This is a genomic window from Yersinia enterocolitica, assembly GCA_002082245.2.
In the GTDB taxonomy this organism is placed as follows: Bacteria; Pseudomonadota; Gammaproteobacteria; order Enterobacterales; family Enterobacteriaceae; genus Yersinia; species Yersinia enterocolitica_E.
Window position 1 is genome coordinate 3634963 of record NBTC02000002.1, and the last position, 14875, is coordinate 3649837.

The window sequence follows — 14875 nt, forward strand, 5'->3', positions numbered from 1 at the left end:
TTTATTGTGGGTGGTTTCCCTATTCGTTAACTTGCATAAATTAAAGTAGTCATCATTAGGCTGAACACGTTGGTGCAGTCGTTAGATTTTTTTGTGTGAAAAACGTCTATTTTTAATAAAAACAATAGATTAATTAATAAAAACAACCGGGAAAGCCGGAGCAGACACATCATCAGTTCACAGAGGATATATGGCAGATAACGAAGAGAAAAAAGGATTACACCGTGGGTTGGAAGCCCGGCATATCGAACTGATAGCGTTAGGTGGGACAATTGGCGTCGGGTTGTTTATGGGGTCCGCCAGCACCCTAAAATGGGCCGGGCCTTCGGTATTGCTGGCTTATATCATTGCTGGCTTATTTGTATTCTTTATTATGCGGGCCATGGGCGAAATGCTTTATCTGGAGCCGGTTGCCGGCTCCTTTGCCGTCTATGCCCATAAGTATCTTAGCCCCTATTTCGGCTATCTAACGGCTTGGGGTTATTGGTTTATGTGGATAGCGGTAGGGATATCAGAAATTACCGCGATTGGGGTATACGTTCAGTTTTGGTTCCCAGAAATTCCACAATGGCTACCTGCGATTGCCGGGGTGGCCATAGTGGCGCTGGCTAATCTGGCGGCGGTCAGATTATATGGTGAGCTGGAGTTCTGGTTCGCGATGATCAAGGTTACCACCATCATTGTGATGATTCTGGTGGGGTTGGGGGTTATCTTCTTCGGTTTTGGTAATCACGGACAAGCGATTGGTTTTGATAACCTGACAGCCCATGGCGGCTTTTTTGCCGGCGGGTGGAAAGGATTCATGTTTGCTTTGTGTATTGTGGTGGCGTCCTATCAGGGGGTTGAGCTGGTGGGTATCACCGCCGGTGAGGCTAAAAACCCGCAAGTGACATTAAAGCGAGCCATTAATAATATTTTATGGCGCATCCTGATTTTCTATGTTGGCGCGATATTTGTCATTGTCACTATCTTCCCGTGGAATGGTATCGGCACGGAAGGCAGCCCGTTTGTCCTGACATTTGCCAAGATTGGGATAGTTTCAGCTGCGGGTATTATTAACTTCGTGGTGCTGACTGCGGCACTGTCAGGCTGTAACAGTGGTATGTATAGCGGCGGGCGTATGTTGTATGCACTGGCGAAAAACCGCCAGTTACCGGCCTGCCTGACTAAGCTGTCGGCCAGCGGTGTGCCAGTTTACTGTATTGCGGTGACGATTCTGTGTCTGCTGGTGGGGTCAAGCCTTAATTACATTATTCCAAATCCACAGCAGGTGTTTGTCTATGTTTACAGTGCCAGTGTATTACCGGGCATGGTGCCGTGGTTTGTGGTCCTCGTTAGCCAGCTGCGTTTCCGCCAGGTACATAAAGAAGCGTTAAAGCAGCATCCGTTTAAATCCATCATGTTCCCGTATGTAAACTATCTAACTATCGCTTTCTTGATATGTGTACTGGTCGGGATGGGGATTAACCCTGATACCCGTTTATCTTTGTTAGTCGGGGTGATTTTCCTTGGATTGGTGTCGGCATGTTATTTCGGACTGAGAATGCATAAACACAACGTTGCTGAAACATCTCCAAAGTAATTGGCGTTGTAGGTAGGCCGCAAGCGAATGACGAATCTGCTGGGAACCGATTTGAATGCTGTTTGCAGTAAGTAGTCTTGTAGAGGCCCGGTCCATGGAAGGGTCGGGTACCGAGAGCAGTGAACATCCTTGCGGCTTCAAGTATGAAGGGGATAAAACGTCTATAAAACCAGCGAACAAGGCAAGGGGGGGCTATTAATGGCTAACTTTTGCGGCAGAGTGTGCAAAGCGTAAGCAAACACACCATTTCTTCTAAAAAAGCACTAGACAGCCAAGTATTAAAACCGTAGTATCCTCACCCGCAACGGCGCTAAGCGCCCGTAGCTCAGCTGGATAGAGCGCTGCCCTCCGGAGGCAGAGGTCTCAGGTTCGAATCCTGTCGGGCGCACCATTAATTTTGTGTGCAAGAGCTGCGGTGGTAAGATTGCCGCGTACGACGAAGTAAGCTGTAAAGAAGTTATGGTGGCTATAGCTCAGTTGGTAGAGCCCTGGATTGTGATTCCAGTTGTCGTGGGTTCGAGCCCCATTAGCCACCCCAAATTTTGTGGAACATGCGATGGTGGCGGAATTGGTAGACGCGCTAGCTTCAGGTGTTAGTGTCCTTACGGACGTGAGGGTTCAAGTCCCTCCCTTCGCACCACACAAACATGTAGATATTCATTAATATTTACATGGACATAGGTCGAAAGACCATGTAGAGTCAACAGTAAGAAATCGGCGAGTAGCGCAGCTTGGTAGCGCAACTGGTTTGGGACCAGTGGGTCGGAGGTTCGAATCCTCTCTCGCCGACCAATTTCAGAAGAAACCCCGCAATGCGGGGTTTTTTTTCGTCGGTATAATATCGATTCCCCATCATAGCCCTCTCTTTTCATCCTGTTGTATTGACGGTCGCTAATCCGACCTCACAGTCTGTCCTCCTTGTATTAGAACCTTTGTTGGCACCCTTTGATCAAATTAGTCCTATAGGGTGACCAGACTGGTGATTTATCAGGTAAAAGAATAGGTGTTGGTTTTTTGCGACAAAAGGCAGAGGCTTTGTCTCCAAACAGAGACATATAAGATTATGATAAACATAAAGAAAAACAATGATGAGTTATAACGTCGTTTTGTAGCGACAGATCACTTAGACAGTATTGGTCGCGCGATGGCTGGTGCGTTGTATCGCATCATCTATTAGGATGAAAATAAATTTATTATTTATCAGTCAATTAAACGCTTACTTGCGGGTAATTAGATGAAATTGCTCTCGGTTAGATGGAGTTGGCACGCTAAGTGCAATATCTACCCTGTAGATGCTCATCTCACTTATTATGATAGCGTGGTGTTTATAGCCAAATTAGCTTCATAAACCCAGAGATGATGCAGAGCCGATTTTAGGGTGCCTATTGTCCATGTAAACGATGTCGAATATCTTCATCACATACCGGGCATAACGTTGAGTGAGGCGCCGACATTGTTGTCTGTAGACCTGAAAATTTTAGACGCTTGCCTTTCCGGCAAGCGTTTTTTTTTGCATACCCTTCGTACTTGAAGCTGCAGGGTTGTTAGCTGCGCATACTTACCCGAATCACTTACCTGAGTAAGCTCATCGGGATGCGTTTGCTGGCTGCCTACCTGCAACTCCAATTACTTTGGGTATTCTTTGCTACTTGAAGCCGCGGGGTTGTTAGCTGCGCTAGTTACTCGGCCCATCCGTGGGCCTCGCCTCGTTGAGGCCGCTGCAAGCAGCGTTCAAATCTACTCCCGACAGATTTTTCCCCCGAATCAGGAGCAGAAAAAAGGCCCCGTAGGAGCCTTTAGATTGCTGTTTTGCTAATGGTCAGAGCGATTCACCATTCTGCCGCAAGGTCAACAGTAACCCCTCACGACGCGCCTGCGCTGCATCTTCAGGGCGATGCAGTTTATCCAGGGCATCAGCTAGCCATGCATAGTCATAACCGTCTGGACGCTGCTCAAGCGCTGCTTTAAAGGCTTCGTGGGCCTTCTCCCATTCACCGTGTTTTAGCATGAGTTGGCCCAAGGTGCTATTAAGTAGCGGGGTCGCGCCATGCTGCTTGATGTGCTGGCGCAATGCTTTCTCCAGCGGCTCTGGGTTACCTGATTTTAAGCGTGGGATCAGGAGTACTAAGCGCTCATCATACTGACGCTTCAGGCCATCCAGAATGATTTGCTGGGCGACATCATGATCGTCACACTCAATTAGATGTTCTGCCAGTGCGACTTGCAGCGGGATCTCATTGCGGACTTTACGGCTTTGATCTTTCCACCAGCGTTTCAGACCATCACTGCCTTCTTCCGCCATACATTGATTCATCATGCCAATATAAGCTTGCTGCTCCAATGCGGCGATTTCTTCTGGCGTATGGACCTGCACTTTGCTCATCGCGGGTAAAATTTCCAGCAATGAACTGTAAGCACCGGTACGCAGGAAAGCCTGTTCAGCCAGACGCAGCACTTCTGGGTGACGTGGAGCTTGATCCAATAAACGATCCACCCCATGGCGGGCCGCATGAACGTGGCCTTGCGCCAGTTGAATGCGCACTCGGGTGATATCTACCGGCAACTGATCTGTATCAGCAACTTCTGCTGCTCGTTCCAGATATTGATTGGTACGGAATTCATCGCCACGCTGTTGGGCAGCTTCCGCAGCCAGCAGGTAGTTTACCATCGGTTGTTCAGCATGATCGGCATTACGAGTGAGCAACTTTTCAACCTGCTTGAAATCCCCTTCGGCTAGTTTGATCAATGCAGCTTTGGTTTGCTTACGAGCGCGGGTGCGTTTGCGGCCCATAAACCAACCACGGGTACGGGCACCGGTGCGGAAAATACGGCGCAGTATCCATTCAATGATAAGGAACGCGACCAATACCAGCACCAATATAATCACCAGACCGGTCACGCTGGTCTCAACGTTATAGTTGTCAGTTTGAATCAATACATAGCCTTGGTGCCCAGCCAACATGGGGCCGAGGACGATGCCAGCGGTCAGGATAAGGAATAACAGTAAAACTCGCAGCATACTTATTCCCCCTGAGCGGCAACTGGCGGTTGTGCCAGTAAGTTACGAACCCGGGTTTGCATCAATTTTTCCAGCATTGGCTGGCTCTTCAATTGATCAGGTACGTCCATTGAGATTGACTGTTGACTCAGGCTCTCTAACTCATCCAGAAAAGCTTTGGTGCTCGGGTCATTCACATCGAAATAAGCGCGAACCCAAGTGGAGATAGTCTCCAGTGACTGTTTGTACACTTCGTCTTGATGGCGAGGGACTGCCTGAGCCGCGACCAGCAAGCGGGAGCGAATATTCTCGCGTAAATAAACATCCTGATTCGGTGCCAGCAGTGGCTCTGCGCTACTATCACGGCGGCGGATAGTAATAAAATCAGACATAAAACTGTGCCAGCTTTTGGTCAGATTCTGACGCCATTCGGCTAATGAACTGGACAGCTCATCGCTATCGGCATCCATCGGCGAATCATCGGTATTATTATCAGCCAAACGTAGATTATCCACCTGATTCGACAGCTGATTCAGTTTGAGGATAATGCCGTCAAAATCCACCTGGCTTACCGCCGAAAGGGTACTGATGTCCTCGGTGAGTGCGCGGCGTACGTCGATAAGACTTGGGTCATTCATGTCAGCCAGACTGGCATCGGCACTTTTCAGTAAAGTCGCTGCGGTGGCGACATCCTGATCACTCCACAGTTTGCGCCCCGCCATTTTCACCAGAAAATCCGCCTGGGCCAGTAGCCATGTTTTGGCATCGCTACCCGAAATAGTAGCGACTTTTTCCTGTAATTCATTAAGTTGGCGGATCAGCGAGGTTTGCTGACGATCTGCTGCTTCCAGCGCTTTGCCTTGCTGTTGTAGTAATGACTCAAGCTGCTGTTTTTCCTGCAATTGGCTCTGTTTTAGTTCAGCCAACTGTTCTTGTAGCGCGATATTCGCCACATCTTGTAACTGAGCCTGCTGCTGTCCGTGATAATAAAGCCCGGCACCCAGCGCGATAGCCAATGCAATAGCAATGGCACCCAGAATTGGGCCGGTTCGTTTCTCCCGGCGGCCTTCAGGTTCTGGCTGTTGGTGCCTCTCAACCGCAGTGGTTGTCTCTTCCACTGGTGCGGATGGGGTATTTTGTTCCGTCATATTGGGCATCCCATAGTCAGGTTTCAGGTTTATTGAAAGTCTTGTAGCGCGCGGATCAGCGCGTCATTATCCGCATTTTCTGCCACCCGGGTATCACGCCAGCCCATTTGGGCGGCCAGGGCAGCCAAACGCTCACTCACTACAACCAGGCGGCAGCGTAGCAGCCACGAAGAACGATAGTAATCAGGAACTAAAGTATAGATCTGTTGTAACATTTCGCCGCTAGTCACTACCAGAATATTGACCCCCGCACGTTGCCAATGCGCACTTTGCTCACTGCCATCATAAAAGATGGGGCTGCGTTGATAACATTCACAGTAGGTAATTGCCGCTCCTCGCTGTGCCAGGCTTTCGCCTAGCAGTTCCCGCCCGCCGTTACCGCGCAGTAACAGCACCTTTTTACCGGACAGTGTTTGCAGGTCTGGTAATGATAACAGCATCTCGCTGGTCTCCCCCATCGGGGGGAAGGTGACATGCAAACGGCTGGCAGTATGCAATGCCAATGCGGTGGTACGGCCAATAGCATAATAAGATAACTGTGCTGGCCATAACAGGTTATTTCTTTTTAACAGTGGGTTAGCGTAGCGGATAGCATTCTGTGATAACGCAAATACCAGATCGCCAGCTTGCATATCTTGGAGCAATGCCGGTAGTTTAGGCAGGTCTATCCCCGGAGAGAAATCAATCAATGGCGCATGATAGGCAACCCGGCCCAGCGCACGCAGGCGACTGACTAACTGCTCTCCAGCAGGAGATGGACGGGTTACCAAAATGGTCATAGTGGGGGGTTATCCTGATAAACATCGGCCAATATTGCGCGCGCACCACGTGATAGTAACTCATCGGCCAGCTCAATCCCCATTTGCTCTGCATTCTCAGCAGGGCCACGGCGCTCACCGCGAATGATCTCACTACCATCCGGCGCACCGACTAATCCACGGAGCCACAGCGTGTTGCCTTCTAACTCAGCATAGCTGCCGATCGGCACCTGACAGCCTCCTTCGAGACGGGTGTTCATGGCTCGCTCGGCACACACTCGCAGCTCGGTTGCACGATGATTGAGTGGTGCCAGCAGTTGGCGGGTAAAATCGTCATCCAGGCGGCATTCAATGCCGACTGCACCCTGACCGACAGCCGGTAACGACTCCTCGGCGGGCATGGCGTAGCGAATCCGCGATGCCAATCCCAGGCGATTGAGGCCCGCAACCGCCAGTATAATCGCGTGGTAATCGCCGTTATCAAGCTTGGCAAGGCGAGTGCCTACATTACCCCGCAGGTCGCGGATAATCAGGTCCGGGCGACGCTCGCGCAATTGGCACTGGCGACGCAAGCTGGAGGTGCCGACGATGCTGCCCGCAGGTAAATCATCGAGATGAGCAAAATGTGGCGATACAAAAGCATCACGCGGATCATCGCGTTCACAAATGGTGACCAGACCCAAGCCCTCAGGGAAGGCGATAGGCACATCTTTCATGGAGTGGACGGCGATATCCGCACGGTCTTCCAGTAGGGCCAGCTCTAACTCTTTGACGAACAAGCCTTTACCACCGACTTTTGCCAGTGGGGTATCCAGAATGATGTCCCCACGGGTAACCATTGGGACCAACTCAACCTGCAAGCCGGGGTGATTGGCTTGCAGTAAATGTTGAACATAATGTGCTTGCCATAAGGCGAGCGGGCTTTGTCGCGTGGCAATTCGAATAATTTTGTCTAACATTGCTTGTTACCGTTTTATATTTTGCGGCCCATCCTATCATTGACCAGTGAATGCTGTCAGTGCGATAGCCACATAAAGACGACGGATAAGAGCACAAGAAAGCAGCTATTGTAACAAATACATGGCGGGATAACTTCTTCCTTAATACCACGGCGTCGTTATCAGCCAAGCTACCTGTGAATGTCAGCTAAGAAAGGGATAGATAGACATTACAATTGTAGGGATAGCTTTACGGTCAATCGGCAAGGTGTTAGATTGATCACGTTTCCAGCAATAATTCGTTAATTGTTATTCAAACAAAATGTCTTCAAACAAAATGTTTTTTGGTCAGTACAACAAAAAGTACATTTTTCGCTGAAAGTCAAAAAAAGTAATAAACGAATCTGGGACGCGGGTTTTTTTCTAAGCACCGGAACAATTCTAAGCACCGGAATAACCAGGCGAGACGTCTTGTACCTCTACATCGAGACACTGAAACAGCGACTGGATGCGATCAACCAATTACGAGTCGATCGCGCCTTGGCGGCTATGGGGCCAGCCTTCCAAAAGGTCTACAGTCTGCTACCGACCCTACTACATCATCATCATCCACTGATGCCGGGTTACCTTGATGGTAACGTTCCCCATGGCGTCTGCCTTTTTACGTCCAATGAAACGCAACAGGATTATCTGTCTGAGGTTGAAGCCAAGTGGGGCGAACCTTTGCAACAGAGTGTCGGCGGCGAACTGCCGATTACCGGCGTCTATTCTATGGGTAGCACTTCCTCTATTGGGCAATGCCATACTTCAGATCTTGATGTTTGGGTGTGCCATCAGGCCTGGCTCGATTCTGAAGAGCGTAACCGCTTGCAACAAAAATGCAGTTTGCTGGAAAAATGGGCTGCATCAATGGGTGTTGAAGTCAGCTTCTTCCTGATAGATGAAAACCGTTTCCGCCATAATGCCAGTGGCAGCTTGGGGGGCGAAGATTGCGGTTCAACCCAACACATATTATTGCTGGATGAGTTTTACCGCAGCGCGGTTCGTCTGGCAGGGAAACGTATTCTGTGGAATATGGTTCCGGTTGAAGAAGAAAATAATTATGACGATTACGTACTGTCGCTCTATGCGCAGGGCGTATTAACACCGAATGAGTGGCTGGATTTGGGCGGTTTGAGCACCCTGTCAGCCGAAGAGTATTTCGGTGCCAGTTTGTGGCAATTGTATAAAAGTATCGATTCGCCCTATAAGGCGGTGCTAAAAACCTTATTGCTGGAAGCGTATTCGTGGGAATACCCCAATTCTCAATTGCTGGCGATGGAGATCAAACAGCGCCTGCATGCCGGTGAAATTGTGGCCTTCGGTCTTGATGCTTATTGCATGATGCTTGATCGCGTCACTCGCTATCTGACCCAAATCAATGACACTACCCGTCTGAATTTGGTGCGGCGTTGTTTCTATCTGAAAGTGTGCGAAAAACTGTCCCGTAGCCCGGCGAGTGTCGGCTGGCGGCGTGAAATCCTCAGCCAACTGGTCAGTGAATGGGGTTGGAGTGACGAGAGTTTGGCGGTGCTGGATAACCGTGCTAACTGGAAGATTGAGCGGGTACGTGAAGCGCATAACGAGCTGTTGGATGCGATGATGCAGAGTTATCGCAATTTGATCCGTTTCGCGCGGCGCAACAATCTGAGTGTCAGTGCCAGTCCGCAGGATATCGGCGTTTTGACCCGTAAACTGTACGCGGCATTTGAAGCTTTACCTGGCAAAGTGACGCTGGTTAACCCGCAAATTTCACCGGATTTATCGGAAGAACATCTGACTTTCATTCATGTTCCGGCAGGTCGTGCTAACCGCGCGGGTTGGTACTTATATAATCAAGCGCCCTCTATGGATGCGATTGTGAGTCACCAGCCGCTGGAATATAACCGTTACCTGAACAAACTGGTGTCCTGGGCCTATTTCAACGGCCTGTTGACCAGCAAGACACGGCTACATATTAAAAGCGCCAATCTGTGCGATACGGTGAAATTGCAAGAATTGGTGACGGATATCTCTCACCACTTCCCGTTGCGCTTGCCTGCACCGACACCTAAAGCACTCTATAGCCCGTGTGAGATTCGCCATTTGGCGATTATCGTCAATTTAGAGCATGACCCGACAGCGGCTTTCCGCAATCAGGTGGTGCATTTTGATTTCCGTAAACTGGATGTATTCAGTTTTGGCGAGCAGCAGCAGTGTCTAGTGGGCAGTATCGATTTGCTGTATCGCAACTCCTGGAATGAAGTTCGAACCTTGCATTTCAGTGGTGAGCAGGCAGTGTTGGAAGCATTGAAAACCATTTTAGGCAAAATGCATCAGGATGCGGCTCCGCCGGAGTCAGTGGATGTGTTCTGTTACAGCCAGCATTTGCGTGGTTTGATTCGTACCCGCATTCAGCAGTTGGTTTCCGAGTGTATTGAGTTGCGCTTATCCAGTACCCGTCAGGAACCGGGCCGTTTTAAAGCGGTACGAGTTTCCGGCCAGACCTGGGGTTTGTTCTTTGAACGCCTGAGTGTTTCCGTTCAAAAATTGGAAAATGCGGTCGAATTTTACGGTGCGATTTCTAATAACAAACTGCATGGGTTATCGATTCAGGTAGAAACCGATCAAATTCATCTGCCGCCAGTGGTGGACGGTTTTGCCAGCGAAGGGATCATTCAGTTCTTCTTCGAAGGCACCGCAGATGAAAAAGGCTTTAACATTTATATTTTGGATGAATCAAACCGCGTTGAGGTTTATCACCACTGTGAGGGCAGTAAAGAGGAGTTGGTGCGAGATGTCAGCCGTTTTTATTCATCGTCTCACGACCGTTTTACCTACGGCTCCAGCTTTATTAACTTCAACCTGCCGCAGTTCTACCAAATTGTGCAATTAGATGGCCGTACCCAAGTGATCCCTTTTCGCAGCAACACGTTATCCCATCTATATATCGTCGACAAAGAGCCAAGCCAGCCTGCGCAGCAGTTGCAGTTACATTAATTTCCCCTGTGTCCTTGAAGCCGCAGGGGTGTTAGCTGCGCTAGTTACTCGGCCCATCCGTGGTCCTCGCCTCGTTGAGGCCGCTGCAAGCAGCGTTCAAATCTGCTCCCGACAGATTTGTCCCCCGAAGCACTGACTTGAGTCAGCTCATCGGGATGCGTTTGCTGGCTGCCTACCTGCAACTCCAATGACTTTGGGGAATGACCTGTGTCCTTGAAGCCGCATGCGCCTAGATAAAACTCACCTCTTCACCCGCCTGCGCACTAGCCGCTTGCGATAATTTGGCGAAGAATTCTTCGCCGCTGCGTGAGCAATACCAGTGGCCTTCACGATAATTGAAATGGTAACCACCCGCTTTAGTCGCCAACCATACCTGATGCAGTGGCTCTTGGCGGTTGATAACAATCTTACTGCCATTTTCGAATGTCAGGGTCATCACTCCGCCATTAGTTTCATAATCGACATCACTATCGCCGCTAAAACCATCCAGTGTCTCTTCAATGTAAAGCATCAATTGATCGGCTAACTGATGAAACTCGCTATCGTTCATATTCAATTCCTATTGCTTTTCATGATCCACCTGCGATTATAGAGAGCATGGACGCATGAATCACAAGTATTAATGCGATTATACCCTTCATACTTGAAGCCGCAGGGGTTAGCAGTGTGCACTCACCCGAATCAATTACCGATGTAAGTGCATTGGGATTCGTTTGCGGCCAACCTGCAACGCCAGATTCTTTGGGTATAATAGGTGCTAAAACAATTTACAGGCGTTAAAAATGAAAAAAGAATTATGTTGGCCGCTGGCGGCGATGATGGTATTCGCACTGGCGGGTTGTGGCTTGAAAGGCCCGTTATATTTTCCACCCGCTGACAAACCAAAAGTAGAAACCGCGCAACCGGATAGTGGTCAGGTAGAGCGAAACCAGCAGGACCTGTCAGGTACCAACCAGACAAAATCTATTGCCGGGCCGCAGTAATTATTTTTATCGCAGCCAGATTGAGTCAGTATTTAATTTGCCCGTGCCAAATTTAGCCGGTAAATGAAAGTCAGCGGAGTATGAAATGCAGTTCTCCAAAATGCACGGTCTTGGCAACGACTTTATGGTTGTCGATGCAGTTACCCAAAATGTTTACTTTTCGCCGGAGTTAATTCGTCGATTAGCAGACCGGCACACTGGCGTGGGCTTTGATCAGATGCTGGTGGTTGAACCGCCTTATGATCCTGAGCTGGATTTTCACTACCGTATTTTTAATGCCGATGGCAGCGAAGTTTCTCAGTGTGGCAATGGTGCACGTTGTTTTGCTCGGTTTGTTCGGTTGAAAGGGTTGACCAATAAACGTGATATCAGTGTGAGTACCCAAACTGGCCGCATGATATTGAGTGTTACTGAAGACGAGCTGGTTTGTGTCAATATGGGCGAGCCCAATTTTGACCCGCAAACGGTGCCTTTCAGAGCAACTAAAGCAGAGAAAACCTACATTTTACGCGCGGCGGAACATACGGTGTTGTGCGGCGTGGTATCAATGGGCAATCCTCACTGTGTGATGCAGGTTGATGATGTTTCGGTTGCTAATGTTGCCTTGCTGGGTCCAGTATTGGAAAGCCATGAACGCTTCCCCGAACGGGCTAATATTGGTTTTATGCAGGTGGTTAGCCGCGAGCATATTCGCTTACGGGTGTATGAGCGTAGTGCTGGCGAAACGCAAGCCTGTGGTAGCGGTGCTTGTGCAGCAGTGGCGGTGGGGATCCAGCAAGAGTTGTTGGCTGAAGAGGTTCATGTTGAACTGCCAGGCGGCAGTTTGCATATCAGTTGGAAAGGGCCGGGCCACCCACTGTATATGACCGGGCCGGCAACACATGTATATGATGGCTTCATTCATTTATAATATCCTGCGTACTTGAAACTGCAGGGTTGTTCGCTGCGCGCACTCACCCGAATCACTTACTTAAGTAAGTTCATCGGGATTCGCTTGCTGGCTGCCTACCTGCAATTCCAATTACGTTGGCTATAGGAACGGGTGTTAAATGAAAAGTTATGAGGAGCAGGCGTTAGCTGGCATCGAGTTGGACGACGATGCTGTCATGCAGTACTTATTGCAAAACCCTGACTTTTTTATCCGCAATGCCCGTCTGGTCGAACAGATGCATATTCCTCATCCTGTTCGCGGCAGTGTCTCGCTGGTGGAGTGGCAGCTAGGGCGACAACGTAATCAGATTGGTCAGTTGGAAGAAGAGATCACCTTGCTAATGGAGCAGGCGGGCTTGAATGAAGTGTTGTTTAATCGCTTGCTGCAACTACAAAGCAATTTGGCTGCGGCCAGCAGCTTGCAAGATATGCTTAATCGCTTGCAGCGCTGGGCACGCGACTTCGGCTTGGCAGGTGCTAATGTGCGCTTATTCAGTGACCGCTGGCATATTGGTGCGCCGTCTGATTTCACCCATTTGGCACTTGCCCGTCACGCCTTCGAGCCACTACGCATTCAGCGTTTGGGGAGCGATAACCATTATCTGGGCGGTTTGAACGGGCCGGAACTGCTGTTGTTATTGCCTCAGGCCAAGCAGGTAGGGTCGGTCGCACTCTCGTTACTGGGCAAAGATGGCGATCTAGGTGTCATTATCTTCAGCAGCCGTGATACGCAACATTATCAGCAGGGCATGGGTACCGTGATGCTGAATCAGTTATCAACGTTATTGCCGAGCCTGCTGGAGCGTTGGATAGAGCCGGTATGACCGAATTCAGTGCCTCACTTGCCCAGCAGGTAGAGGCTTTCTTGCGTTATCTCAAAGTTGAGCGTCAGCTCAGTCCATTGACTATTACCAGTTATCGACGCCAGCTACAGGCACTGATGGAAATGGGCGAGCAAATGGGCCTGGTGCACTGGCAGCAGCTTGACGCGGCTCAGGTGCGGTCACTGGTTTCTCGCAGTAAACGTGCCGGTTTACATTCCTCAAGCCTTGCGCTGCGCCTCTCAGCTTTGCGCAGCTTTCTTGATTGGCTGGTGAGTCAGGGCGTATTGCAGGCCAACCCCGCAAAAGGGGTGAGTACACCACGTTCAGGCCGCCATCTGCCAAAAAATATTGATGTCGATGAGGTCGATAAACTGTTGGATATCGACCTCAATGATCCCTTGGCAGTCCGTGATCGGGCGATGCTGGAAGTGATGTATGGCGCGGGTTTGCGTCTATCCGAACTGGTTGGCATGAACTGCAAACACGTAGATTTAGCCAGCGGTGAAGTCTGGGTGATGGGGAAAGGCAGTAAAGAGCGTAAAGTGCCGATTGGCAGGACCGCAGTGACCTGGTTAGAGCATTGGCTGGAACTGCGCGAGTTATTTGAACCTGGTGACGATGCTATCTTTTTAGCCAATACCGGTAAGCGAATTTCAGCGCGCAATGTGCAAAAACGCTTTGCCGAATGGGGTGTAAAGCAAGGTGTCAGCAGCCATATTCACCCACACAAATTGCGCCACTCTTTCGCCACTCACATGTTGGAATCCAGTGGTGATTTGCGTGCGGTGCAGGAGCTACTGGGCCACGCCAATCTGACGACCACACAAATTTATACTCATCTCGACTTTCAACATCTGGCGACAGTGTATGATGCTGCTCATCCACGCGCCAAACGAGGCAAATCCTGATGCATTTTTATCGCCCACTCGAGAGTATTTCCGCCATTAGCTTCGATTTGGATGACACCCTGTATGATAATCGGCCAGTGATTACCCGCACTGAACAAGAGTCGGTGGCATTCTTACAGCAGTATCATCCCAATCTGGCGCAGTTACAGGCTGCTGATTTTCACCGTTTTCGCGCTGAATTGCTGGCGCAGGACCCGGGCATCTATCACGATGTTACCCAGTGGCGTTGGCATGCGATTGAACTGGGCTTGATACGTCATGGCTTAAGTAAGTCTGAGGCGCAATGTGGCGCTGATGCAGCCATGGAGAACTTTGCCCTATGGCGTAGCCGTATTTATGTGCCAGCGGCCACCCATGACACTTTGAGCGCGCTGGCGGAGCATTATCCGCTGGTGGCTATCACCAATGGTAATGCCGACCCTAAAGCCTGTGGTCTGGATCGATACTTCCAGTTTGTGCTGCGCTCCGGCCCCCATGGCCGTGCCAAGCCTTTCCGCGATATGTACCATAAAGCGGCAAACCATCTGGATATCCCACTCAAACAGATTCTGCATGTGGGTGATGATTTGACCACCGATGTCGCTGGTGCGCTACGTTGCGGTATGCAGGCTTGCTGGATTAATGACCGTCAACAGAACCTGATGACGGCCAGTGATAGCCGCTTATTGCCACATATTGAGATTTCTCAGTTGGCTTCCCTGACAGCATTGCTATAATCCCCTGCAATAAATCTGTATAAATTCACAGTGGAATGGTGGCAAAATACCCGCATACTCGGCGATTTAGCT

Annotated in this window: 13 protein-coding genes and 4 tRNA genes; 11 read left to right on the forward strand and 6 right to left on the reverse strand. The window is 49.8% G+C overall.

What is annotated here, in order from left to right; all coding sequences use genetic code 11:
- Positions 1-190: 190 nt before the first annotated feature.
- The 5 genes from A6J66_018110 to A6J66_018130 all read left to right on the forward strand — a co-directional run bounded on the left by A6J66_018110 (position 191) and on the right by A6J66_018130 (position 2374).
- Positions 191-1582, forward strand: coding sequence for an amino acid permease (locus A6J66_018110; protein ID PNM25913.1), 1392 nt, complete (start codon positions 191-193; stop codon positions 1580-1582).
- Between the two features lie 314 nt (positions 1583-1896).
- A tRNA-Arg gene (locus A6J66_018115) sits at positions 1897-1973 on the forward strand.
- Positions 1974-2044: 71 nt separating this feature from the next.
- Positions 2045-2120: transfer RNA gene (locus A6J66_018120), tRNA-His, on the forward strand.
- 15 nt (positions 2121-2135) lie between these two features.
- A tRNA-Leu gene (locus A6J66_018125) sits at positions 2136-2222 on the forward strand.
- Between the two features lie 75 nt (positions 2223-2297).
- A tRNA-Pro gene (locus tag A6J66_018130) sits at positions 2298-2374 on the forward strand.
- Positions 2375-2998: 624 nt separating this feature from the next.
- Here A6J66_018130 and A6J66_018135 read toward each other — a convergent pair.
- From A6J66_018135 to A6J66_018155, 5 genes are all read right to left on the reverse strand, one after another.
- Positions 2999-3208 (reverse strand): hypothetical protein, encoded by a 210-nt coding sequence (locus A6J66_018135; protein ID PNM25914.1) that lies wholly within the window; start codon positions 3206-3208, stop codon positions 2999-3001.
- Positions 3209-3401: 193 nt separating this feature from the next.
- Positions 3402-4601 (reverse strand): protoheme IX biogenesis protein HemY, encoded by a 1200-nt coding sequence (locus A6J66_018140; protein ID PNM25915.1) that lies wholly within the window; start codon positions 4599-4601, stop codon positions 3402-3404.
- Positions 4602-4603: 2 nt separating this feature from the next.
- Complete coding sequence (locus A6J66_018145) at positions 4604-5728, reverse strand: uroporphyrinogen-III C-methyltransferase (protein ID PNM25916.1); 1125 nt, start codon at positions 5726-5728, stop codon at positions 4604-4606.
- 29 nt (positions 5729-5757) lie between these two features.
- Positions 5758-6507, reverse strand: a complete 750-nt coding sequence (locus A6J66_018150) for a uroporphyrinogen-III synthase (protein PNM25917.1) — start codon at positions 6505-6507, stop codon at positions 5758-5760.
- Complete coding sequence (locus A6J66_018155; GenBank protein PNM25918.1) at positions 6504-7445, reverse strand: hydroxymethylbilane synthase; 942 nt, start codon at positions 7443-7445, stop codon at positions 6504-6506. The genes A6J66_018150 and A6J66_018155 overlap by 4 nt, the downstream gene beginning before the upstream one ends.
- Before the next feature lie 450 nt (positions 7446-7895).
- Here A6J66_018155 and A6J66_018160 point away from each other — a divergent pair, with 450 nt between their 5' ends.
- Complete coding sequence (locus tag A6J66_018160) at positions 7896-10442, forward strand: class I adenylate cyclase (protein ID PNM25919.1); 2547 nt, start codon at positions 7896-7898, stop codon at positions 10440-10442.
- A 229-nt stretch (positions 10443-10671) separates the two neighbouring features.
- Here the strand turns inward: A6J66_018160 and A6J66_018165 are convergent, their stop codons facing one another.
- Positions 10672-10992, reverse strand: coding sequence for an iron donor protein CyaY (locus A6J66_018165; GenBank protein PNM25920.1), 321 nt, complete (start codon positions 10990-10992; stop codon positions 10672-10674).
- A gap of 232 nt (positions 10993-11224) precedes the next feature.
- Between A6J66_018165 and A6J66_018170 the strand changes: the two genes are divergently transcribed.
- The 5 genes from A6J66_018170 (at position 11225) to A6J66_018190 (ending at position 14803) form a co-directional block, all read left to right on the forward strand.
- Positions 11225-11425, forward strand: a complete 201-nt coding sequence (locus A6J66_018170) for a hypothetical protein (GenBank protein PNM25921.1) — start codon at positions 11225-11227, stop codon at positions 11423-11425.
- An 85-nt stretch (positions 11426-11510) separates the two neighbouring features.
- On the forward strand, positions 11511-12335 hold the full coding sequence (locus tag A6J66_018175; protein PNM25922.1) for a diaminopimelate epimerase: 825 nt from the start codon (positions 11511-11513) through the stop codon (positions 12333-12335).
- Between the two features lie 139 nt (positions 12336-12474).
- Positions 12475-13179 carry a DUF484 domain-containing protein gene (locus A6J66_018180; GenBank protein ID PNM25923.1) on the forward strand — a complete coding sequence of 235 codons (705 nt, stop codon included), beginning with the start codon at positions 12475-12477 and terminating at the stop codon, positions 13177-13179.
- Positions 13176-14087, forward strand: a complete 912-nt coding sequence (xerC, locus tag A6J66_018185; GenBank protein PNM25924.1) for a tyrosine recombinase XerC — start codon at positions 13176-13178, stop codon at positions 14085-14087. The genes A6J66_018180 and xerC overlap by 4 nt, the downstream gene beginning before the upstream one ends.
- Positions 14087-14803 (forward strand): flavin mononucleotide phosphatase, encoded by a 717-nt coding sequence (locus tag A6J66_018190; GenBank protein PNM25925.1) that lies wholly within the window; start codon positions 14087-14089, stop codon positions 14801-14803. Before xerC ends, A6J66_018190 begins: the two co-directional genes overlap by 1 nt.
- The last annotated feature ends 72 nt before the right edge of the window (positions 14804-14875 follow it).

Excerpts from the sequence above, each read along its gene's own strand:
- A6J66_018110 (PNM25913.1), top strand. The coding sequence starts at position 191 with ATGGCAGATAACGAAGAGAAAAAAGGATTACACCGTGGGTTGGAAGCC.
- A6J66_018140 (PNM25915.1), bottom strand. The coding sequence starts at position 4,601 with ATGCTGCGAGTTTTACTGTTATTCCTTATCCTGACCGCTGGCATCGTC.
- A6J66_018145 (PNM25916.1), bottom strand. The coding sequence starts at position 5,728 with ATGACGGAACAAAATACCCCATCCGCACCAGTGGAAGAGACAACCACT.
- A6J66_018150 (PNM25917.1), bottom strand. The coding sequence starts at position 6,507 with ATGACCATTTTGGTAACCCGTCCATCTCCTGCTGGAGAGCAGTTAGTC.
- A6J66_018155 (PNM25918.1), bottom strand. The coding sequence starts at position 7,445 with ATGTTAGACAAAATTATTCGAATTGCCACGCGACAAAGCCCGCTCGCC.
- A6J66_018165 (PNM25920.1), bottom strand. The coding sequence starts at position 10,992 with ATGAACGATAGCGAGTTTCATCAGTTAGCCGATCAATTGATGCTTTAC.
- A6J66_018170 (PNM25921.1), top strand. The coding sequence starts at position 11,225 with ATGAAAAAAGAATTATGTTGGCCGCTGGCGGCGATGATGGTATTCGCA.
- A6J66_018175 (PNM25922.1), top strand. The coding sequence starts at position 11,511 with ATGCAGTTCTCCAAAATGCACGGTCTTGGCAACGACTTTATGGTTGTC.
- A6J66_018180 (PNM25923.1), top strand. The coding sequence starts at position 12,475 with ATGAAAAGTTATGAGGAGCAGGCGTTAGCTGGCATCGAGTTGGACGAC.
- xerC (PNM25924.1), top strand. The coding sequence starts at position 13,176 with ATGACCGAATTCAGTGCCTCACTTGCCCAGCAGGTAGAGGCTTTCTTG.
- A6J66_018190 (PNM25925.1), top strand. The coding sequence starts at position 14,087 with ATGCATTTTTATCGCCCACTCGAGAGTATTTCCGCCATTAGCTTCGAT.